Origin of the sequence: Georgenia satyanarayanai (assembly GCF_023715365.1) — a bacterium.
Lineage (GTDB): Bacteria > Actinomycetota > Actinomycetes > Actinomycetales > Actinomycetaceae > Oceanitalea > Oceanitalea satyanarayanai_B.
The window spans coordinates 271,967-293,512 of the sequence record NZ_JAMBNZ010000001.1; the positions used below are offsets into that span (position 1 = coordinate 271,967).

At 73.6% G+C, this 21,546-nt stretch carries 18 protein-coding genes; 4 read left to right on the top strand and 14 right to left on the bottom strand.

Translation table 11 applies throughout. From position 1 onward, the window contains the following. Position 1: 1 nt before the first annotated feature. From M3148_RS01220 to M3148_RS01235, 4 genes are read right to left on the bottom strand one after another with little or no spacing between them, the layout of a single operon-like run. A complete protein-coding gene (locus M3148_RS01220) occupies positions 2-1,507 on the bottom strand; it encodes a serine/threonine-protein kinase (protein WP_251302822.1) in 1,506 nt (501 codons plus the stop codon). After that, entirely contained in the window at positions 1,504-3,294 is a 1,791-nt protein-coding gene (locus M3148_RS17685; RefSeq protein ID WP_285882613.1) for an FHA domain-containing protein, read from the bottom strand. The genes M3148_RS01220 and M3148_RS17685 overlap by 4 nt, the downstream gene beginning before the upstream one ends. Further along, a complete protein-coding gene (locus tag M3148_RS01230) occupies positions 3,291-4,094 on the bottom strand; it encodes a PP2C family protein-serine/threonine phosphatase (RefSeq protein WP_251302823.1) in 804 nt (267 codons plus the stop codon). The genes M3148_RS17685 and M3148_RS01230 overlap by 4 nt, the downstream gene beginning before the upstream one ends. A 56-nt stretch (positions 4,095-4,150) precedes the next feature. Continuing rightward, positions 4,151-5,632 (bottom strand): alpha/beta hydrolase family protein, encoded by a 1,482-nt coding sequence (locus tag M3148_RS01235; RefSeq protein ID WP_251302824.1) that lies wholly within the window; start codon positions 5,630-5,632, stop codon positions 4,151-4,153. A 228-nt stretch (positions 5,633-5,860) separates the two neighbouring features. Here M3148_RS01235 and M3148_RS01240 point away from each other — a divergent pair, with 228 nt between their 5' ends. Beyond that, on the top strand, positions 5,861-6,925 hold the full coding sequence (locus M3148_RS01240) for a type IV toxin-antitoxin system AbiEi family antitoxin domain-containing protein (RefSeq protein WP_251302825.1): 1,065 nt from the start codon (positions 5,861-5,863) through the stop codon (positions 6,923-6,925). Positions 6,926-7,050: 125 nt separating this feature from the next. On the opposite strand, the gene era is transcribed toward M3148_RS01240, so the two are convergent. The 7 genes from era to hrcA form a co-directional block, all read right to left on the bottom strand. Further along, complete coding sequence (gene era / locus M3148_RS01245; RefSeq protein ID WP_251302826.1) at positions 7,051-7,956, bottom strand: GTPase Era; 906 nt, start codon at positions 7,954-7,956, stop codon at positions 7,051-7,053. Then, positions 7,953-9,257, bottom strand: coding sequence for a hemolysin family protein (locus tag M3148_RS01250; protein WP_251302827.1), 1,305 nt, complete (start codon positions 9,255-9,257; stop codon positions 7,953-7,955). Before M3148_RS01250 ends, era begins: the two co-directional genes overlap by 4 nt. Before the next feature lies 1 nt (position 9,258). Further along, positions 9,259-9,711 (bottom strand): rRNA maturation RNase YbeY, encoded by a 453-nt coding sequence (gene ybeY, locus M3148_RS01255; RefSeq protein WP_251302828.1) that lies wholly within the window; start codon positions 9,709-9,711, stop codon positions 9,259-9,261. Beyond that, a complete protein-coding gene (locus tag M3148_RS01260) occupies positions 9,708-10,718 on the bottom strand; it encodes a PhoH family protein (RefSeq protein WP_440136882.1) in 1,011 nt (336 codons plus the stop codon). The genes ybeY and M3148_RS01260 overlap by 4 nt, the downstream gene beginning before the upstream one ends. Before the next feature lie 158 nt (positions 10,719-10,876). After that, positions 10,877-11,635, bottom strand: a complete 759-nt coding sequence (locus M3148_RS01265; protein ID WP_251302830.1) for a 16S rRNA (uracil(1498)-N(3))-methyltransferase — start codon at positions 11,633-11,635, stop codon at positions 10,877-10,879. Continuing rightward, entirely contained in the window at positions 11,635-12,753 is a 1,119-nt protein-coding gene (gene dnaJ, locus M3148_RS01270) for a molecular chaperone DnaJ (protein ID WP_251302831.1), read from the bottom strand. Before dnaJ ends, M3148_RS01265 begins: the two co-directional genes overlap by 1 nt. Before the next feature lie 46 nt (positions 12,754-12,799). Beyond that, entirely contained in the window at positions 12,800-13,816 is a 1,017-nt protein-coding gene (gene hrcA / locus M3148_RS01275; RefSeq protein ID WP_251302832.1) for a heat-inducible transcriptional repressor HrcA, read from the bottom strand. A 141-nt stretch (positions 13,817-13,957) separates the two neighbouring features. Between hrcA and M3148_RS01280 the strand changes: the two genes are divergently transcribed. Both M3148_RS01280 and M3148_RS01285 read left to right on the top strand, forming a co-directional pair. Beyond that, a complete protein-coding gene (locus M3148_RS01280) occupies positions 13,958-14,854 on the top strand; it encodes a DUF3097 domain-containing protein (RefSeq protein WP_251303006.1) in 897 nt (298 codons plus the stop codon). Beyond that, a complete protein-coding gene (locus M3148_RS01285; protein WP_251302833.1) occupies positions 14,851-17,148 on the top strand; it encodes a DEAD/DEAH box helicase in 2,298 nt (765 codons plus the stop codon). Before M3148_RS01280 ends, M3148_RS01285 begins: the two co-directional genes overlap by 4 nt. 27 nt (positions 17,149-17,175) lie before the next feature. On the opposite strand, the gene M3148_RS01290 is transcribed toward M3148_RS01285, so the two are convergent. Continuing rightward, positions 17,176-17,700: a DUF4825 domain-containing protein gene (locus tag M3148_RS01290; RefSeq protein WP_251302834.1), complete on the bottom strand. Its 525-nt coding sequence runs from the start codon at positions 17,698-17,700 to the stop codon at positions 17,176-17,178. A 190-nt stretch (positions 17,701-17,890) separates the two neighbouring features. On the opposite strand from M3148_RS01290, the gene M3148_RS18230 reads away from it, so the two are divergent. Then, positions 17,891-18,184 (top strand): dihydrofolate reductase family protein, encoded by a 294-nt coding sequence (locus tag M3148_RS18230; protein ID WP_251302835.1) that lies wholly within the window; start codon positions 17,891-17,893, stop codon positions 18,182-18,184. Positions 18,185-18,357: 173 nt separating this feature from the next. On the opposite strand, the gene hemW is transcribed toward M3148_RS18230, so the two are convergent. Both hemW and lepA read right to left on the bottom strand, forming a co-directional pair. After that, positions 18,358-19,596: a radical SAM family heme chaperone HemW gene (gene hemW / locus M3148_RS01300; protein WP_251302836.1), complete on the bottom strand. Its 1,239-nt coding sequence runs from the start codon at positions 19,594-19,596 to the stop codon at positions 18,358-18,360. Continuing rightward, a complete protein-coding gene (lepA, locus tag M3148_RS01305; RefSeq protein WP_308203195.1) occupies positions 19,593-21,467 on the bottom strand; it encodes a translation elongation factor 4 in 1,875 nt (624 codons plus the stop codon). The genes hemW and lepA overlap by 4 nt, the downstream gene beginning before the upstream one ends. Positions 21,468-21,546 lie beyond the last annotated feature (79 nt).

Consider the following 21,546-nt stretch of genomic DNA (forward strand, 5'->3'; position numbering starts at 1 on the left):
CTCACTCGACGCACGCCTCGGCCCGCTCGGCCGAGACCATGCCCTGCTCGGTGATCGTGCGCACCTCGACGCACACCCGCCCGCCGGACTCGAGCGCCAGCGGCGGCTCGTCCACCGGCTGGCTCTCCCCGACCTTGTTCCCGTCGGTCCGCACCCACGAGTAGCTGAGCTCCCCGGGCACGTCGGGCGCCGTCCAACTGAACTCGACCTGGCCGTCGTTGACCCGCTCCCCGCTGAGGTCCACGGGGGCGGGGACGACGTCCGGCAGGACGACCGTGCCGATGGTCGAGGTCGGCGCCGGCTCGGGCACCTCCTCCCCGCGAAGCTGACCCGCCACGACGATCCCGCCGGCGACGACGACGGCGGCCGCGGCCCCCGCGACCACCCAGCGCCGCCCGGGACGACCGCGCTCGGGGGCAGCGTCGTCGGCGTCCGTGGCGACGGCCCGGCGGCTGCGGGTGCTCTCGGTGAGGTCCTGCGGCCCCCACGCGTCGCGGACAGGACGCAGCACGGTGTGCGGCTCGTCGTCCGCCGGCGACGGCGGCGGCGGTGCGCCGGTGGGGTCGACCTCGGTGACGGCCCGCACGACGGTGCGACCCTCGTCGGAGTCGTCGCGGCTGGGGGCTGCCGGTGAGAGCCACGAGGTGTCGGGCACCTCGATGTCCGTCATCGCCAGGCGCAGCTCCTGCTCGACGACCTGGAGCGCGCGCGCCAGCTCGAGCGCGCTGGTGGGCCGGGCGGCCGGCGACTTCGCCATGGCACGCGCGAGGAGCTGCTCGAGGGAGGCCGGGACGTCGGTGCGCCCGATCGGCGGCACCGGGTCGCGCTTGATGCGCATGGTGAAGTCGAGGCGCGAGTTCGGGCCGCCGGGCCGCGAGAAGGGCGAACGGCCCGCGAGGAGGGTGTAGAGCGTGGCGGCGAGGGAGTAGACGTCGCCCGCCACCCCGGCGGACTGGCCCTCGACGGCCTCGGGCGGCGCCCACGGGATCGACACGCCACCGGACTCGTCGGCGCCGGTGAGCCCGGCGATCCCGAAGTCGGTGAGCGCCGGACGCCCGTACTCGGTGGTGAGGATGTTGGCGGGCTTGATGTCGCGGTGGACGATGCCCGCGCGATGGGCGGTCTCGACGGCGCCGGCCAGCCGCACCCCGATGCCGAGCACCTCGGGCACGCCGAGGGGCCGCACCTTGACGCGCTCGGCGAGGTTGGGCAGCGGACAGTACTGCATGACGAGGTAGGGGCGCCCGTCGGCGGCGGTGTCCGCGTGGTAGATCGTGACGATCGAGGAGTGCGTCGACAGCTGGGCCATGAGGTTGGCCTCGGCGGCGAACTGCTCCCGGGGCTGGTCCCGCGTCGCCTCGTGGGTGAGGACCTTGATCGCCACCTGCCGCTGCGGCATGCGCTGGGAGTACAGGTAGACGTCGGCGAAGCCGCCGGAGCCGAGCAGCCGCTCGACGGTGTATCCCGGCAGCTCCGGCGCCGGGGCGGGCTGGCGCCGTGGGCTCACTGCGCGCCCTCGGGTCGCTCGACCGTGACCGTGACGCCGGTGCCGAGCTCGATGACGGCCCCCGCCCCCACGGGCACGCCCGTGCCCGGCTGCAGCCGTACGGGGGGCTGGTCGGGGCGGTGGACGACCGTGCCGTTCGTCGAGCTGAGGTCGGTGACGACGACGTGCCCGCCCGCCGGCCGGATCTCCGCGTGGGTGGAGGAGATGTCGCGCTCCGGGTTGGAGACGCTGACCAGGCGCGGCACCTCAGTGCCGGCGAAGCGCGCCGCCTCGGGCGCGCGGCCGAGGAGGACCGGGCGGTCCAGCTCGATGCGCGGCCCGGTCGACAGGACGAGCTCGAGCAGCGGCGCGGGGCGCTCGACCGTCTCCACGGCGATCTCGACGTCGGTGATCGGCAGGTCCGCGGCGAGGATCGTCTCGCCGTCGTGGTCCCCGTCGTCGGTGCGTGGCGGCGGGGGCAGGTCGACCGGAACGCCGACGGGCGCGGCCGGCGGCGTGGGCAGCGCAGCCGGGGCGGGCGGCGGGGGGCCGGCGGGGCGCAGGCGGCCGGGGACGGAGTCGATGATGCCGCCGGTCGTCCCGCCGTGCTCCTCGGGCTCCGGCTCGCGGGTGGCCTCGAGGTCGGCGTGGACGCCGTCGTCCACGGGCTCGGGGACGGGCTCGGGCTCGACGTCGTCCAGCTCCGGCTCGGGGGCCGCAGGCCGCGTGGCCGGCGTCTGCTCGCGGGCCTGGACCTGCTCGGTGGACCACAGGAGGAAGTCGTAGTCGTCGGAGTCCTCGGGGTCCTCCTCGGCGGCGTCCGCGGGCGTGGCAGCGCCGCCGTTCTGGGCGTCGGGCACGGCGGCAGGAGCGGACACGGCCGCGTCGGCAACGGATGCCGGTGCCGGCTCGGCCGTGTCGTCGGTGGGTGCCGGCTCATTCACGGCGGCCGGTGCCGGCGGCTCGTCCTGCGAGGCTCCGGAGAGCCAGGCGGGCATGGCAGGCGGCGCACCAGCGGGAACCTGGCCCAGCGGCGGGGCGGCCGGTGCACCGGGCGGCGTCGCGAGGCCCCACGGCGCGGGCGCCGCGGTGAGGCCGGCATCGGCTGCCGCAGGGGGCGCCTCGGCCGCCGGTGCCGCGGCGTTCTCCGTGTCCTCGTCGGCACGGACCGCGCCCGCTGCGGTCCCGGCGGCGGTGCCGGCGCCGGCGGGCCCGGTCGCGGGCGGACCGAACTGGGCCGAGGCATCCGTCGGGGAGGGCTCGCTGGCCGCGTCAGCCGCCTCGGCGGGCGTGGCCGCGGACGTGCCCGCAACGGCTGCCGCCAGGGCGGGCATGCGGGCCACGGTGAGCTCGACGTCGTCCTCCTCCTCGACCGGCGCGGCGGGGACCTCCTGGTCCACGGCGAGGCGCACCGCGGCGGCGCGGACGATGCCGCCGGTGAGGGGCAGCCACCCGCCGTCGTCGGCCGCGGCGCGGATGGTGACGTCGGTGGCCGCGGGCACGACCTCCTCGCGCCATGTCGCGTAGCCGCGGGCGGACACGGTGCGGCCGGCGATCTCGACGTCGACCTCGCCGCGCACGAGCACGCGCAGGCCGTCGGGGTGGGCCTCGACCATGGCAAAGGACGGGAGCGTGGCGATACCCCGCGAGGCGAGGTACTCGACCCACGCGCCCAGGCGCCGCCCGGTGGTCGTCAGCTGCCACAGCTCGCGCGCGACGTCGTCGGCCACGCCGGGGTGGAGCAGCGCGAGGGCGCCGTCGGTCACGAGCGCCGTCCAGCCGCCCGTCTGGTACTCGTGCGCCGTCATCGACCGGCTCCTGCCTCGGCGCGCGGGATCGTGGACCCGTGGTCCTCGCCGGCGCGCCGCTCGGTGCTGTCGACAGCGTCGTCACCGCCGGCCGCGACGACGATGACGGAGACGTTGTCGTTCGCGCCCCCGCCCTGGACGGCGCGGTCGAGGAGGGTGGCGGCGGCCTCGTGCGGGTGGGCGGCGGAGGAGACGATCTCGGCGATCTCGCCGTCGTCGAGCTCGCCGAAGAGGCCGTCGCTGCACAGGACGAGCCGGTCCGGGCCACCGGCGCGGAGCATCCAGAAATCGATCTCGGGCACGCTGCCGGTGCCGACCGCCCGGGTGATGACGTTGCGCTGGGGGTGGCGGCGGGCCTCGGCGCGGCTGATCGTGCCGGAGTCGACCATCTCCTGGACGAGGGAGTGGTCCACGCTCACCTGCTCGAGGTCCTGGGCGGTGCAGCGGTAGACGCGGGAGTCACCGACGTTGAAGACGAGCCAGAAGGGCTGCCCGTCCTCCTCGGTGAGGATCGCGCCGGCCACCGTCGTGCCGGCCACCGCGTCCTCCCCCGCCATCGTGTCGCGGATCCGCTCGCCGGCGCGGACCAGGGCGGCGGACACGTCCTCCGGGCGCAGCGGCCGGTCCGAGCGGGTCAGGCCCTCCAGCTCGGTGACCACCGTGCGGCTGGCCATGTCGCCGCGCGCGTGCCCGCCCATGCCGTCCGCGACGGCGAAGACGGGAGGCTGCGCCAGCACGGAGTCCTCGTTCGCCTGGCGTCGGCCGCCCGCGTCGGTGGCCACGCCCCAGTGGATCTGCATCCGCTTCCTCTCGCTGTTCCGAGGGGGATCCTACGGGAGCGCGGAGCGCCCCGCGGTCACCAGACCGTGGGGAAGACGCCCCAGTAGCCGGCGGCGAGGAGCAGCACGAGCGCCCCGAGGTGGACGCCGACGAGCGTGATCGTGCCGACCGTCCCGGTGCGCACGCCGCCGCGCCGCACGCGCAGCCACGTGGTGGCGGACCAGACCCCTACCGCCGTCGTCCCGATGGCAACGGCCTGCACCCCGAGCCAACCGCCCTGGACGGCGAAGTCGTTGGTCTCGTAGTTGAGCGCGAGGTCCGCGACGACGAGGAGGTAGGAGACGAAGAGCGTCCACACGGCGAGCACGCCCATCGCGAGCGCCGCGGTGGTCCGGGCCAGGGGCGAGGGCAGCGGCTCGCTGGGGCGACGCACGAGCCGGGTGAGCAGCCACAGCACGGGCCCGAGGGCGAGGAGCACGAGCGGGCCGACGAGGGTGAGGACGATCATGTCGCCCGAGGCGTACCAGCGGGGGCTGTCGACCGGCTCGGCGCGGAAGCGCTGGTCGGGCTGACCGCCGGCGATGCGCGGCTGGGCGTCCGCCGTCTCGGGCAGCCCCTGCACCCACCGGGCCAGGACCTCCGGGAAGCCCGGGGCGAGCTCGCCGTCGATGCGGATGCCGTGGTTGGCGCCCTCGAAGTACCGCACCGTGTAGCCGTCGTTACCGGTCCGGGCGAGGTCGGCGACGACCTTGGCGGGCGCCTGGACCACCGGCATCGACACGTCCTGCGTGCCGTAGACCATGAGGACGGGCTGATCCGTGCGCTGTTGGTAGGGGCTGACGTCGAAGTCGGCGTAGACGAATCCGCCGCCGGGGATCTCGCTGCCGAGCAGCCGCGGCACCGCCCGCAGGAGCTGCTCGGGGGCACCGAGGTTGCGCAGGTAGGTGTCGGTGGCGAGGGCGAACTGCTCGCGTGCCGGGACGACGGGCGCGGAGACGAGGACGAGGTGAGCGACCTCGGGGTGCTCGGCCGCGGCGACCGGGGCGACGAACGCCCCCTCACTCTCGGCGTAGAAGCCCACCCGGTCCGGGTCGACGCCGGGCCGCGCCGCGAGCTCCCGGAAGCTGTGCATGTAGTCCTCGGCCATCGCCGGGTAGTCGCGGTAGCGCGCGCTGTAGGTGTCCATGCGCTTGTCCGGGACCATGGCGACGACCCCGGCGCTGGCCAGCGCCTCGCTGATCTGCCAGAAGTTGTCGTGGGTGGCGGTGCCGGCGCCGTGCATGAAGACGAGGCCGGGGCGCAGGCCGGGGGCGCCGACGGGCTCGTGGACGGTGGCCCGGACGGTGGCGCCGTCGAGCTCGACGGTGAAGGTCTCGGTGCGGGTCTCGTAGGTGCCGAGCGGGTCGGTCGCGACGTCACCGCCGATGGCGACGTCGGGGGTCTGGACGACGAGCGTCTGATCCAGCGGCTGCGGGTGCCAGCCCGGGCCCGCGACGGTGCCGATGAGCCCGAACAGCAGAACCGCGACCACCGTCACGGCGACTCTCCACGACCTCACCGAGCCAGGGTAGACGCATGCCCGCCGGTCACCGGCCCCCACTCCCCACGTCTGGGACGCACCTCTCGTCGGCTAGGAGCACCTGCGGACACGTCGAGGAGTACCGGAGGTGCGACCGAGAGGACGGGGCGAAGGCGCGGTGCTCCACAGTGCGGCGCGCGGGAAGGTGAGTCCCCAGGGCGCAGTTGTGTCCCGGCCGCCGTCCGCCCGCGGACGCAGCATCAACACATGGGACTGGAGATCACGCCCCGCACGGTGCCCACGGCCTACCTGAGCTCCGAGCTCAGCCGCAGTGCCGCCAGGGCAGCCATCGCGGCCGGTGAGCTCGCCGTCGTCCGCCGCGGGGCGCTCGTCCCGGCACCGACGGCGACGACCGGGTGGGCAAGGGACGAGGAGCGTGCGCTGGCGATGATCGCCTCGGCCGGACGGAGGCTGCGGAACGGGGCGGTGTTCAGCCACGCGTCGGCGGCGCTGCTCCACGGGCTGTGGCTCTGGTCCGTGCCGGAGGTGCCGGAGGTGACCCAGCGGTCCAGGCCGAACGCGCACGGGGCGCACACACTCAGACGCCACCGCGCCGAGCTCGCACCGAAGGACGTGACGACGGTGAGCGACCTGCGCGTCACGACGATCGAGCGCACCATCGTCGACTGTGCACGACGGATGCACCCCCGGGACGCGCTCGTGGTGGCGGACAGCGGGATGCGCGCCCTCGTCGGTGCCAACCGCTTCAGACGGACCGACCAGGCGGACGCCGTCGAGTACCTGCGCGATCGTCTGCTCGGACTCGTGGGCCAGGGACGCGGCCACGGCCGACGACGCGCCCGCGCGGTGATCCAGGCTGCGGATCCGTACTCGGAGTCCCCGATGGAGACCGCGCTGCGGTGGATCGCCGTCTCCCGCGGGCTTCCGCCGCCCACCACGCAGCTGCAGGTCCGCACCCGCGGCGGCACGTTCTACGCGGACCTGGGTTGGCGCTGGCGGGTCTCGCTGCCCGACGGCACCGTCACGTTCATCACGGTGCTCCTCGAGTACGACGGCGAGCTCAAGTACCTGCCCGGCAGCGGACTCGTCTCCAGCGTCGGGGAGTCCTCCGCGACCGTCGTGGCCGAGAAGCGTCGCGAGGATCTCATGCGGGAGGTCCCGGGCACGGTCGTCCTGCGCTTCTCCAGGGGCGAGCTGAACGATCCCGCCGCGGCCTTCGCCCGCCTCCTCGCCGCTGTGCCACGCAACGTCCGAGCGGACCTGCGGCCGGTCGCCGAGCTCCTGGCGGGCCCGGCCCGGACCCGCCACTGACCGCGCCCCGCTCGACTGGTACGCCCCTCCGGTACTCCGGGAGATGGCGGGAGGGGCGTCGAGATGACCGGATGTGCGTCCCAGGCGGGCGGGGGCGGGGCTAGAGCCCAGGCGGCGGGGGCAGGCTAGAAGCCGAGGCGGTGGAGGAGCTTGGGGTCGCGCTGCCAGTCCTTGGCCACCTTGACGTGGAGGTCGAGGTACACCCGCGTACCGAGGAGCATCTCGATACCTCGGCGCGAGCGCGTGCCGACCTCGCGCAGGCGTGAGCCGGCCCGGCCGATGACGATGGCCTTCTGCGAGTCCCGCTCGACGTAGAGGTTGACCCGCACGTCGAGCAGGTCCTTGCGGCCCTCGCGCTCGACGATCTCCTCGACGACGACGGCCAGCGAGTGCGGCAGCTCATCACGCACGCCCTCGAGGGCGGCCTCGCGGACGAGCTCGGCGATCATCACGAGCTCCGGCTCGTCAGTGAGCTCCCCCTCGGGGTACAGCGGCGGGGACTCGGGCATCTGCCCGAGGAGGACGTCGGCGAGGACGCCGACCTGCTCCCCCCGCTTGGCCGAGACGGGCACGATCTCGGCCCACTCCCCGAGCGCGTCGATCTCCAGGAGGTGCTCGGCCAGCCGCTCGCGGCTCACCTTGTCGCTCTTCGTCGCGACGGCGACGACGGGCGTGTGCAGCTCGGCGAGCTCACGGGCGATGAACTTGTCACCGGGACCGATCTTCTCGTCGGCGGGTAGGCAGAAGACGACGACGTCGACCTCGCTCATCGTGTCGCGCACGAGGTCGTTGAGCCGCTCGCCCAGCAGGGTGCGCGGGCGGTGCAGGCCGGGGGTGTCGACGAGCACGAGCTGTCCGTCCTCGCGGTGCACGATGCCGCGCACCGCGTGCCGGGTGGTCTGGGGACGGCCGGAGGTGATGGCCACCTTCTGGCCGACCAGCGCGTTGGTCAGGGTCGACTTGCCCGCGTTGGGGCGTCCGACCAGCGAGGCGAACCCCGCTCGGAAGCCCTCGGGCCACGAGTACGTCATGAGCTCTCGTCCTCTTCGTCGGGCTCGGGCGCCTCGACGGCCCGCGCCAGGATGGTGGCGATCTGGCGGCGTCGTCCGCCGGCACGCTCGGCCTGCAGGTGCAGGCCGGCGACCTCGACCTCGGCCCCGGGGATCGGGACCTTGCCCAGTGCCTTGGCGAGCAGGCCGCCCGCGGAGTCCACGTCGTCGTCGTCGAGCTCGAGCCCGAAGAGCTCACCGAGCTCGTCGACGGGCAGCCGCGCGGGCACCCGCACGAGGCCGCCGTCGAGCTCCTCGACGACGGGCTCGGCACGGTCGTGCTCGTCGGTGAGCTCACCGACGAGCTCCTCGAGGAGGTCCTCGATGGTGACGAGGCCGGCGATGCCGCCGTACTCATCGACGACCATCGCGATGTGAAAGTTCTTCGCCTGCATGTCACGCAGGAGGTCGTCGACGAGGATCGTCTCGGGCACGAAGACGGCCTCGCGGGCGACGGACTCGACGAGGTCGGACCCGGCGTCGGGCCGCATGTGGGTGCGGCGCAGGACGTCCTTGAGGTAGAGGATGCCGCGCACGTCGTCGACGGACTCCCCGACGACCGGCACGCGGGAGAAGCCGGAACGCACGAACAGGGCCAGCGCCTTGGTGAGCGGCCGGTCCGCGTCCATCGTCACCATGTCGGGGCGCGGCACCATGACCTCGCGCACGAGGGTGCTGCCGAGCTCGAACATCGACTGGAGCATCGAGCGCTCCTCGTCGGCGAGCTGCTCGGACTGGCTCACGCGGTCGACCATGTCGCGCAGGTCCTCGGCGGCCTCCTCGCGCGCCTCGGCCTCCGTGAGCGTCGGCTTGGGTGTCAGCGCCCGGGCGACGGCGACGGCGGGGCGGGTGACGGCGAGGACGACGCCGACGAGGGGCAGCAGCGCGTGCAGCACGCGGCCGGGCTGGCGGGTGCCCAGGCGCCGCGGCCCCGAGCCGGCGACGACGGCCACGAGCAGCGCGGTGACGACGACGGCGGTGAGCAGCACCTGCCACCACTCGGGCACGAGGTCGGCGACGACGAGCGTGAGGGCGACCGCCGTCGTCATCTCCGCGAGGACGCGCGCCAGGGCCAGCGCCGGCAGCGCCGCCTCACGGGAGTCGGCGAGCTGCTCGACGCGGCCGGCGCGCGGCCGGCCGGCGACCTGGAGCTCGCTGAGCGCGGTCCGCCCGATGCGCCGCAGCGCCGCCTCGGCCGCGACGAGCACGGCGGTGAGGACGAGCATGACGAGCGCGAGGACGAGCAGCCACCACTCGGGGATGTCGGAGAGCAGTCCGTCCATCTCAGCGCTCGGCGAGGAAGGTGAGCAGCAGCTGGCGTTGCAGCGCGAACATCTCCTTCTCCTCCTCGGGCTCGGCGTGGTCGTAGCCGAGGAGGTGGAGGATGCCGTGCGTCGTGAGGAGGAGGAGCTCCTCGGCGGTGCTGTGGCCGGCGGTCTTGGCCTGCGCGGCGGCGACCTCGGGGCACAGCACGATGTCACCGAGCATGCCCTCGACGGGCTCCTCGCCCGGCCGGCCGGGGCGCAGCTCGTCCATGGGGAAGGACAGGACGTCGGTGGGGCCCGGCTCGTCCATCCACTTGACGTGGAGCTCGGTCATGACGTCGGTCGTGACGAACATGATCGACAACTCGGCCTGGGGGTGGACGTGCATCTGCTCGAGGACGTAGCTCGCGAGAGCGGAGAACTCCGCCTCGTCGACCTCGTGGCCGGACTCGTTGGCGACCTCGGTGCTCATGCTCGTCCCTCCCGGCGCGCGCCGGTCCGTCGCTGGGCGCGGTTGGCACCGCTCGGTCCGGCGTCCCAGCGCTCGTAGGCGTCGATGATCTCCGAGACGAGACGGTGGCGGACGACGTCGGCCGAGGTGAGGCGACAGAACGCGACGTCCTCGATGCCGTCGAGGATGCCCTCCACGACCCGCAGCCCGGAGGCCGTGCCGCTGGGCAGGTCGACCTGCGTGACGTCACCGGTGACGACGACGCGCGAGTTGAAGCCGAGCCGGGTGAGGAACATCTTCATCTGCTCCGGCGAGGTGTTCTGGGCCTCGTCGAGGATGATGAAGGCGTCGTTGAGGGTGCGTCCGCGCATGTAGGCGAGCGGTGCGACCTCGATGGTCCCCGCGGCCATGAGCTTGGGGATCGACTCGGGGTCGAGCATGTCGTGGAGCGCGTCGTACAGCGGCCGCAGGTAGGGGTCGATCTTGTCGTTGAGCGTCCCGGGCAGGTACCCGAGCCGCTCCCCCGCCTCGACGGCGGGGCGGGTGAGGACGATGCGGTTGACGCGCTTGGACTGCAGGGCGTGCACGGCCTTGGCCATGGCGAGGTAGGTCTTGCCGGTGCCGGCCGGGCCCACGCCGAAGGTGATGGTGTGATCGTCGATCGCGTCGACGTAGGACTTCTGCCCGAGCGTCTTGGGCCGGATGGTGCGGCCGCGGCTGGAGAGGATGTCGAGCGTGAGGACGTCGGCGGGCCGCTCGGCCGTGGGCGCGGTGAGCATGCGGATGGCGCGCTCGACGGCGTCGGCGGTCAGCGCCTGCCCGCTGCGGGCGACCTCGGCGAGCTCGTCGACGAGCCGCTCGGCGAGCGCGACGTCACCGGCGGGGCCGGCGAAGGACACGACGTTGCCGCGGACGTGGATGTCGACGGCGGGGAAGCCCGACTCGACCGCCCGGAGGACCTCGTCACGCTGGCCGAGGAGGAAGACCATGGGCACGTCGTCGGGGATCGTGATCTGGTGCTGGAGCATCGCGCCCTGTCGGGACGCGTCGTCGCTGTGTGGCATGGGCAGGGGCGCGGCCCCGGTTCCTCCTGGGTGGGTGACAACGTACGCACGAGCATAACGGCGAGGTCCACCCGAAACTTCCCGATCCGCCGCGGGCCGGGACGGGCGACGGTCGGGGACGGTCAGGACCAGCGGCCGAGGCGGTCCGCCAGGAGCGCGGCGGCCACCGGACCGGCGGTCGAGGTGCGCATGACGTGCGGGCCGAGGCGGACGACGACGGCGCCCCGCTCGGTGAGGTCCGCCACCTCCCGCTGGCTCAGGCCGCCCTCGGGGCCGACGACGAGGAGCACCTCGCCCGCGTCGGGCAGCGCGACGGTGGACAACGGCACGGTCGCCTCCTCGTGGAGGACGACGACGGCGCCCCCGCCGTCGACGACGGACGCGACCCGGGCGAGCAGCTGCTTGCCGACGACGAGCTCCTCGACCTCCGGCAGGCGGGCGCGGCGGGACTGCTTGGTCGCGGCGAGCGCGACGGCCTGCCAGCGCTCGCGCCCCTTGGCGGCCTTCTTCCCCGCCCACACGGACACGCAGCGCTCGCTCTGCCACGGCAGGGCGGCGTCGATCCCCACCTCGGTGGCAGTCTCCACGGCCTGCTCGTCACGCCCGCCCTTGGCCAGGGCCTGGACGAGGACGAGCCGCACCCCGTGCGCGGGCTCGCGGGTGAGCTCGGTGACGTGGACGGCGAGCTCCTCCCCCGCGGCGGTGGTGACCTCCCCGCGCGCGCGGGTGCCCTCGCCGTCGACGACGTCGACGACCTCACCGGGCCGCACGCGCCGCACCGAGACGGCGTGGCGCGCCTCGGGGCCGCGGACGGTGAGGACCGTCCCGGCCCGCGCCGTCGCCAGGTCGGCGGGGTCGCCGAGGAAGACGGGCGCGCTCATCAGCGGCCGGAGAAGCGGTCCCGCAGGCGGGAGAAGACGCCGTTGGACGCGGGGGTGAGGCGGGGCTCGGCCCGCTCCTCCCCGCGGAGCGTGGCGAGCTCGAGGAGGAGCTCGCGCTGACGGTCGTCCAGGGCCGTGGGGACCTCGACGTCGACCTGGACCTTGAGGTCGCCGCGGTCGGGGCCGTTGAGGCGACCCACGCCCAGGCCCTCGAGGGTGATGACCTCCTCGGGCTGGGTGCCCGGCGCGATGTCGATCTCCTCGGGGCCGTCGAAGGTCTCGAGGTGCAGGACGGTGCCGAGCGCGGCGGCGGTCATCGGGACCTCGACGCGGGCGTAGAGGTCGTCGCCGCGCCGGGCGAAGACGGGGTGGGGACGGACCCGGAGCTCAACGTAGAGGTCGCCGGCGGGGCCGCCGCCGGGGCCGACCTCGCCGCTGCCGGTCAGCTTGATCCGGTTGCCGGTGTCGACGCCCGCGGGCACCGAGACGGGAATCGTGCGGCGGTTGCGCACGCGACCCTGGCCGGAGCACTCGGGGCAGGGGTCGGGGATGGTCGTGCCGTGGCCGCCGCAGGCGGAGCAGGGCGAGGTCGTCATGACGTTGCCGAGGAAGGAGCGGGCCACCCGCTGGACCGAGCCGCGGCCGTGGCACACGGCGCAGGTCTGCACGCTCGTGCCCGGGCGGGTGCACGTGCCGTTGCACGTGCCGCACAGGACGGCGGTGTCGACCTGGACCTCCTCCTCGACGCCGAAGACGGCGTCCCGGAGCTCGACCTCGAGGCGGATGAGGGCGTCCTGGCCGCGCCGGCCACGCGGCGCGGGGCCGCGGCTGGCGCCGCCGGCCGCACCGAAGAAGGTTTCGAAGATGTCGGAGAAGCCGAAGCCGGCCCCGCCCCCGCCGTTGCCGCCGAGCGCCGACTCCCCGCCGAGGTCGTACATCTGCCGCTTCTCGGGGTTGGACAGGACCTCGTAGGCGCGGCCGACCTCCTTGAACTGGTCCTCGGCCTCCGGCCCGGCGACGTCCGGGTGGAGCTTGCGCGCCAGCTTGCGGTAGGCGCGCTTGATCTCCTCCTGCGTCGCGGTACGCGGCACGCCGAGGATCTCGTAGTAGTCGTTCACCAGGTCACTTCCTGTGGGGGTTCTTCGGGCGGGTGTCGGGGGCCGGTCAGCCGGCGAGGATCCGCGACAGGTAACGGGCCACGGCCCGCACGGAGGTCATGGCCGAGGGGTAGTCCATGCGCGTGGGGCCCAGCACACCGAGGCGGGCCACCCCCTCGCCACTCCCCCCACCGTAGGCGGTCGCCACGATCGATGCCTCGGACAGCGACTCGTGCCGGTTCTCCTCGCCGATGCTCACGGCGACGGCGTCGTCCTCGGACATCTCCTGGAGCAGCTTGAGGAGGACCACCTGCTCCTCGAGGGCCTCGAGGACGGGACCGATGGTGCGGGAGAAGTCGACGTCGGAGCGGGCGAGGTTCGCGGTGCCCGCCATGACGATGCGCTCCTCGGCGTCCATCCGAAGCGTCTCGGTGAGCGCCTCGACGACGCGCGCGACGAGCGGGCGGTGCTCGGGGGCGAAGCGGTTCGAGGTGTGCTCGAGCGCGGAGCCGATGTCGGCGGCGCGGCGCCCGATGCTGCCGGCGTTGATGCGGGCGCGCAGCTCGGCGATGACGCCGAGGTCGAGCGGGGTGTCGACCTCCAACGCCCGCTGCTCCACGCGCCCGGCGTCGGTGATGATGACGACGAGCAGCCGGTGCTCGGAGAGCGGGACGAGCTCGACGTGCCGCAGCGCGGCGGTGCGCAGCGAGGGGTACTGGACGACGGCGACCTGGTGGGTGAGCTGGGCGAGCAGGCGCACGGTGCGCTCGACGACGTCGTCGAGGTCGACGGCGCCCTCGAGGAGGTGCTGGATCGCGCCCCGCTCGGCGGCGGACAGCGGCTTGAAGGTGGACAGCTGGTCCACGAAGAGACGGTAGCCCTTGTCGGTGGGCACACGTCCGGCGGAGGTGTGCGGCTGGTGAATGTACCCGCTCTCCTCCAGGACGGCCATGTCGTTGCGGATCGTCGCCGGTGAGACACCGAGCGAGTGGCGCTCGACTAAGGCCTTGGAGCCCACCGGTTCACGCGTGTGGACGTAGTCCTCGACGATCGCTCTCAGCACATCGAGTCGGCGGTCAGCCAACGGGTTCCCTCCTGACGGCGCTCGTAGCCGGCTCGGCGTGGGCCGGCGGTCAGCACTCACCGGTCCGGAGTGCTAATTCTACGCGCCACGCCCCCGGGTGTCTCGTGACCTCCCCCACCGCGCGCCTACCCTGCGAGGGTGATGGATCGCTACGGCTCGGACGTCCTGTCCTCCGACCCCCACCGCACCGGTGCCCACGCCCACCGTCCCACGGTCCGCGACGAGCCCGCCGAGCTCGGCCTCGTCGTCGAGGACGTCGAGACCGGCTGGGTCGGCGCGGTGACGGCCGTGGAGAAGTCCGGCGGGATGCACGTCGTCGTCCTCGAGGACCGACGCGGCCGCACCCGCACCTTCCCGCTCGGCTCGGGCTTCTGGGTGGACGGCAAGCCGGTGCACCTCGTCCCGCCCGCGCGGAAGGCAGCACCCCGCGGCCCGGTGACGGCCGGGGGACGGCGGCTCACGGCGTCGGGCTCGATCGCCGTCGACACGAGCCGCGCGCGGGTCGCCCGCGCCTCGCGGATCTGGGTCGAGGGACGGCACGACGCCGAGCTCGTCGAGCGGGTGTGGGGCGACGACCTGCGCGTGGAGGGCGTCGTCGTCCAGCTGCTCGAGGGCGTGGACAACCTCGCCGAGGTGCTCGCCGACTTCGCGCCCGGACCCACCCGCCGGGCCGGTGTGCTCGTCGACCACCTCGTCCAGAGGTCCAAGGAGACGCGGCTCGTCGAGGAAGCGCTGCGCACCCTCGGGCGCTCGGCACAGCACGTCAAGGTGCTCGGCCACCCCTACGTCGACGTGTGGCAGGCCGTGCGGCCCGAGCGGGTCGGCCTGAAGGCGTGGCCGGACGTGCCACGCGGCACGGACATCAAGTACGGGACGCTCGCCGCGCTCGGCTGGCCCCACGCGGACCAGGCCGACGTCGCCCGCGGCTGGAAGCGCATCCTCGGCACCGTGCGCAGCTACAAGGACCTGTCCCCCGCCCTGCTCGGGCGGATGGAGGAGCTCATCGACTTCGTCACCGAGGTCCCTGAGCAGGGATGACGACGACGGCGGTGCGGCCGGGCGCCGACGTCCGGGAGCTCCTCGCCGGGCGGGCGTCCCTGGCCGGGGACGCCCTCGCGGTCCTGCGCGAGGAGGAGCGGCTGCGCCGGGGCGTGGTCTCGCTCGTGGACACCTACCGCGGCGAGCGGGTACGGGCGGAGCTCGGCGGGATCGAGGTCGGGCGGCTGCGGGAGACCACCGAGCGCAACCTGCGGCTGCAGGCGCTGCAGGACGCCGGCGTGCGGACGGTGCGCGACGTCCTGGACGCCGGGCCCCAGCGGCTGGAGGCGCTGCCCGGGGTTGGACCGCACACCGCGCGGGCAGCGGCCGCGGCGGCGGAGCGGCTGGCCGAGACCTTCCGCGCCGGCGTGCCCGTGCGGATCGAGCCGCGCAGCGACGGGCCGCTCGGCCTCGGTCTCGCGTCCCTGCTGTACCGGATGGACCGGGTGTCGGGGCCGCTCGAGGACCACCGCGACGAGCTCGCGGACTTCGCCTCGACGGTGGCGGCACAAGTGCACCAGGCAGCGCCGGCACGTAGCCGGCTCGGTCTGCTCCTGCGTCTGCCGAGCACCCGCGACCGCGCCCGCGAGGCGGTCGAGGCGCTGGCGCGGTGGGAGCCGTGGCTCGCCGCCACCGAGCTGCCCGCCACGGTCCGCGAGCTGACCGCGCTCCTCGCCGAGCCCGGCCCGCTCACCGTGTGGGAGCACCTCGAGCAGCACACGCCCCGCTACTACGCGCTCCTCGACGAGATCGTGCCCGGGCTGGGTGGGGCCGCCGCCCAGGGCACGCTGCCCGCCGCGCTCGTCGAGCGGATCAGCGCCTTCCCGCTCGACGAGTCGCTCCTGCGGGCGCGGCTGCGCGGCTACCAGGTCTTCGGCGCGAAGTTCGCCCTCAACCAGGGCCGGGCGCTCATCGGCGACGAGATGGGCCTGGGCAAGACCGTCCAGGCCATCGCCGTCATGGCCCACCTCGCGGCGACGGGTGAGGACCGGGCACTCGTCGTGTGCCCGGCGAGCGTCGTCGTCAACTGGTGCCGCGAGGTCGCGCTCCACAGCGAGCTGCGCGTCCACCGCGTCCACGGCCCCGGCCGCGAGGAAGCCCTCGCCGCGTGGCAGCGCGAGGGCGGCGTCGCCGTCACCACCTTCGCCACCCTCCCCACCATCCCCCTCCCGCTGCCGCCCTCCCCGCCGACAGCTGACTTGCTACCGCCGTCGCCCACCCCCTCCCCGCCGACAGCGGGATCTCGCCCGCCGGCACCCGCCCTCCTCGTCGTCGACGAGGCCCACTACGTGAAGAACCCGCGGGCACTGCGCAGCCAACAGGTCGCCGCCTGGGCCGAGCGCACCCCGCGCGCGCTCTTCCTCACCGGCACCGCGCTGCTCAACCGGGTCGAGGAGCTCCGCTCGCTCGCCGGCATGCTGCAGCCGGAGCTCATCCCCTCCCTCCCGCCGCACCTCGGCGTCGCCGGCGCCGACACCTTCCGCCGCCACCTCGCCCCCGTCTACCTGCGCCGCGCCCTCGACGACGTCCTCGTCGAGCTGCCACCCCGGGTCGTGACGGACGAGTGGGAGACCATGACGCCGACGGCGGAGCGCCACTACCGCGACGCCGTCGCCTCGGGGAACCTCATGGCGATGCGCCGGGCCGACCTCACCGTCCCCGGCCCCGCCAACTCCGCCAAGCTCGAGCGGCTGCTCGAGATTGTGGAGGAGGCGCGGGACGGCGGGCAGCGCGTCGTCGTCTTCTCCTTCTTCCTCGACGTCGTGGCGCGGGTGACCGAGCAGGTGGAGCGGCTGGACGGGGTGCGCGCCTTTGGACCGATCACAGGCTCGGTGCCCGCGGCCGAGCGGCAGGAGATCGTCGACGCCTTCACCGCGGGGCCGGCCGGTTCGGTCCTCGTGAGCCAGATCGGCGCGGGCGGGGTGGGGCTCAACGTCCAGGCGGCGAGCGTCGTCGTCATCACCGAGCCGCAGCTCGTCCCGGCCGTGGAGGACCAGGCCATCGGCCGGGTGCACCGCATGGGTCAGCAGCGGCCCGTGCAGGTGCACCGCCTGCTGACCGAGGACAGCGTCGACGAGCGCATCGAGGAGCTCCTCGCGGGCAAGCGGCAGGTCTTCGACGCCTACGCCGGGGAGTCGAGCCTCGCCCAGGCGGCGCTGGGCGCCGTCGACGTCACCGAGGCCGAGCTCGCCACCCGCGTCGTCGCGGCCGAGCAGGCGCGGCTCGGCTACGGCCCGGTGTGGGACGAGCTCTCGATCTCCGAACCCCTGCCGGGCGCACCGGAGAGCCGGTAGGGGACGCGCCAGGGCCTGCCGGCCGCGCTAGTCCTCCTCGAGACGCGAGACGAGCTCCTCCAGGCCTTCCGCCGTCGCCCCGATCTCGGCGACCGAGGAACCGACGAGAGCGTCGGCTTCCCCCCGGGTGAACACGCCGCCCTCGCCCTGGTCGACGTCCTCAGGCAGCGTCCAACGGACCTCGTCGACGTTGTCGATCGTCGCGAGGAGAAGGGTCGCGCGATCCATCATGAGGTCGTCCGCGACGTCGGGTGTGACGCCGTCCGCGACGGCGGAGAAGTTGAGCACCAGGCCGTAGGGCCGCTGGCCGGTCCGCAGCTCGAGCGTCGACTCGCCGACGGCCCGGGGACCGGTCGCACCGACGAGCGCGACCACCCGGCTGTTGTCGCCCAGGTAGGGCGTGCGGTTCTCCTCCAGTGACGCGACGTCGATGGCCTCGGACAGCGCCGAGTCCATCGTCACGTCAGCACCTTCCTCCGAGCCGTCGCCGGCACAGCCCGCGACCACGACCAGGACAGCGCTGACCGCCATGACGCGACCGGGACTCCTCATGCGCTGAGCATGCCAGATGAGTTCCGGGCTCGAAGCCGGTCGCCGCGGACCTCGAGCAGCCCGCCGTCGAGCGGGAGATCTCCCGCCGGAACACTGCCGCGCACAAAGTTGTGGTGTCCGACTCGTTCGCCGCCGAGGACCTCTGCGGCTGGGGTTCGGAGCTGGTCCGGCGCGCCGTGCTCACGACACCGTGCGCAGGCTCACGGCCCAGGACGGCGCCGACATCCTCGTCTTCGGCAGCATCCCGGTGTGGAACGACCTGCTGACGGCGGGTCTGGTGGACGAGCTGCACGTCATGGTCGGCAACGGCGTCCTCGGCGACGGCGTGCCGGCCTTCACCGCCGGCCTCACCGCCCGGCTGCGGTTGCGGGAAACTCACCGGCTCACCGGCTCGGACCACGTGCTCCTCGTCTACGCCACCGGCGACCATGGCCCGCGCGCACCGGGAACGGACCCGACCGACGTCCCCGCCGACGCCACCTAATTCCAACCGTCCACAGCCCGCTCCCCCATCGGCGAGCGCTGAGTTGTCCCGGTGAACAGCTCAGCGATAGACGAGAGGGAAGCGAGAAACAGCTCAGCGCTCGGCGCGAGGGGAGGCGGGGAACAACACAGCGCTCGGCGTGGGAGGAGGGCAGGGGCCAGGGGGTGATCCGGTCAGTCCGTGAGGGCGCGGACGACGGTGTCGGCGAGCAGACGGCCGCGGCGGGTGAGGAGGATCCGGCCGGCGCGGGCGGCGGGCATGTCGATGAGCCCCTCGGCGATGAGGCCGGCGACGGCCTCGCGGTACTTCTCGGGTACGCGCCCGGTGCCGGGCGCGAGCTCCAGGCCCTCGGCCAGCCGGACGCCGAGCAGCACCCGCTCGAGCTCGCGGGCGGTGTCGTCGAGGACTTCGTGGCCGGCGCCCGGGCTCATTCCCTGGTCCAGGCGGTGGGCGTAGGCGCGCGGGTGCTTGACGTTCCACCAGCGCACCCCTCCGACGTGGCTGTGCGCGCCGGGCCCGACCCCCCACCAGTCGGCTCCGCGCCAGTAGTTGAGGTTGTGCCGGCACGCGTGCTCCGGCGTCGTCGCGAAGTTCGACACCTCGTACCAGGCCAGGCCCGCGGCGGTGAGGACGTCGTCGGCCGCCTCGTACTTGAGGGCCGCGTCGTCGTCGTCGGGCATGGGGAGCTCGCCGCGGCGCACCTGGGCGCCCATCTTCGTGCCCGGCTCGATCCCGAGCGCGTAGGCGGACACGTGGTCCGGCTCCAGGGCGACGGCGGTCTCCAGGCTGGTCCGCCAGTCGGCGGCCGACTCCCCCGGGGTGCCGTAGATGAGGTCGACCGAGACGTCGAGACCCGCGTCGCGTGCCCAGCGGACGACGTCGGGCAGGCGGGCGGGGTCGTGCGTGCGGTCGAGGGTGGCCAGCACGTGCGGGACGGCGGACTGCATTCCGAAGGAGACACGGGTGAAGCCGGCGGCCGCCAGCTCCTCCAGGGACGCCGGCGTCACCGAGTCCGGGTTGGCCTCCGTCGTCACCTCGGCGCCGTCGGCCAGCCCCCACGTCGCTCGCACGTGGGTGAGCATCGCGGCGAGGTCGGCCGCGGGCAGCAGTGTGGGCGTGCCGCCGCCGACGAACACGGTGGACACCTCGCGCCGCGCGACGCCGGCCCCCGCGAGCACCCCGGCGGCGAGGTCGATCTCCCGCCGCGCGGTGTCCGCGTAGGCGGCCTGGCTCGCCCCGCCCCCGAGCTCGGTGGCGGTGTAGGTGTTGAAGTCGCAGTACCCGCAGCGCACCCGGCAGAAGGGCACGTGGAGGTAGACGCCGAAGGCACGATCGGCCGAACCGGCCGCCGCCGACGCCGGCAGCGCCCCGTCCGCGGGAACGGGGTCGCCCGCAGGCAGAGCAGGACTCACTTCTTGGCCTTGGCGTCCTTGCCCGTCGGGGTGTCGGAGGACAGCGCGGCGATGAAGGCCTCCGGCGGGACCTCGACCCGGCCGATGTTCTTCATCCGCTTCTTGCCCTCCTTCTGCTTCTCCAGGAGCTTGCGCTTACGGGAGATGTCACCGCCGTAGCACTTGGCGAGCATGTCCTTGCGCAGCGCGCGGATCGTCTCGCGGGCGATGATCCGGGCGCCGATGGCCGCCTGGATCGGCACCTCGAACTGCTGCCTCGGGATGATCTCGCGGAGCTTGCCGGCCATCTCGACGCCGTAGGAGTAGGCCTTGTCCCGGTGGACGATCGCGCTGAAGGCGTCGACCTGCTCGTGGTGGAGCAGGATGTCCACCTTGACGAGGTCGGCGGCCTGCTCGCCGTCGGCCTCGTAGTCGAAGGAGGCGTACCCGCGGGTGCGGGACTTGAGCTGGTCGAAGAAGTCGAAGACGATCTCGGCCAGCGGCAGGTGGTAGCGCATCTCCACCCGCTCCGGGGAGAGGTAGTCCATGCCGTCCTGCACGCCGCGGCGCTGCTGGCACAGCTCCATCACCGTGCCGATGAACTCCGCCGGCGTGATGATCGTCGCGCGCACGACCGGCTCGTAGACCTCGGAGATCTTCCCGTCGGGGTACTCGCTCGGGTTGGTCACCTGGGTGCGCGTGCCGTCCTCGGTGACGACGTTGTAGACGACGTTGGGGGCGGTCGAGATGAGGTCGAGGTCGAACTCGCGCTCGAGGCGCTCGCGCACGATCTCGAGGTGCAGCAGGCCGAGGTACCCGCAGCGGAAGCCGAAGCCGAGGGCGACGGAGGTCTCCGGCTCGTAGGCCAGGGCCGCGTCGTTGAGCTTGAGCTTGTCCAGGGCGTCGCGCAGCACCGGGTAGTCCGAGCCGTCCACCGGGAAGAGCCCGGAGTAGACCATGGGCTGCGGGTCGCGGTACTCACCCACGGCCTCCGCGGCGGGCCGCGCCGCGTTGGTCACCGTGTCACCGACGCGAGACTGGCGCACGTCCTTGACGCCGGTGATGAGGTAGCCGACCTCACCGACGCCCAGGCCCTTGGTGGGCCTGGGCTCGGGGGAGCTGACGCCGATCTCGAGGAGGTCGACGCTCGTGCCCGTCGACATCATCGTGAGCTTCTCGCGGGGCTTGATCGCGCCGTCGACCACGCGCACGTAGGTGACGACGCCGCGGTAGGTGTCGTAGACGGAGTCGAAGATCATGGCGCGCGCCGGGGCGTCCGGGTCCCCCACCGGGGCGGGGATGTCTCGGACGAGGCGGTCGAGGAGCGCGGGGACGCCGACGCCGGTCTTGCCGGACACCTGCAGGCAGTCCTCCGGCTCGACGCCGATGAGGTTGGCCAGCTCCTCGGCGTAGCGCTCCGGCTGGGCCCCGGGCAGGTCGATCTTGTTGAGGACCGGGATGATCGTGAGGTCGTTCTCCATCGCCAGGTAGAGGTTGGCGAGGGTCTGGGCCTCGATACCCTGCGCGGCGTCGACGAGGAGCAGCGCGCCCTCACAGGCCGCGAGCGAGCGGGAGACCTCGTAGGTGAAGTCGACGTGGCCGGGCGTGTCGATCATGTTGAGCGCGTAGGCGGTCTCCTCCACCTGCCACGGCATGCGCACGGCCTGGGACTTGATCGTGATGCCGCGCTCGCGCTCGATGTCCATCCGGTCGAGGTACTGGGCGCGCATCGCCCGGTCCTCGACGACCCCGGTGAGCTGGAGCATGCGGTCGGCCAGGGTCGACTTGCCGTGGTCGATGTGCGCGATGATGCAGAAGTTGCGCAGCAGCTCGGGCGCGGTCGCCGCGGGGGCGATCGCTGCGGTCAGCGTGGGACTGGGGATCGGGGACACTCACGTTCCTTCAAGCGACGACGACGCGCGGAACACCTTCCGCGAGGACACACTGCCTCCCATGGTCCCACGAGGCGGC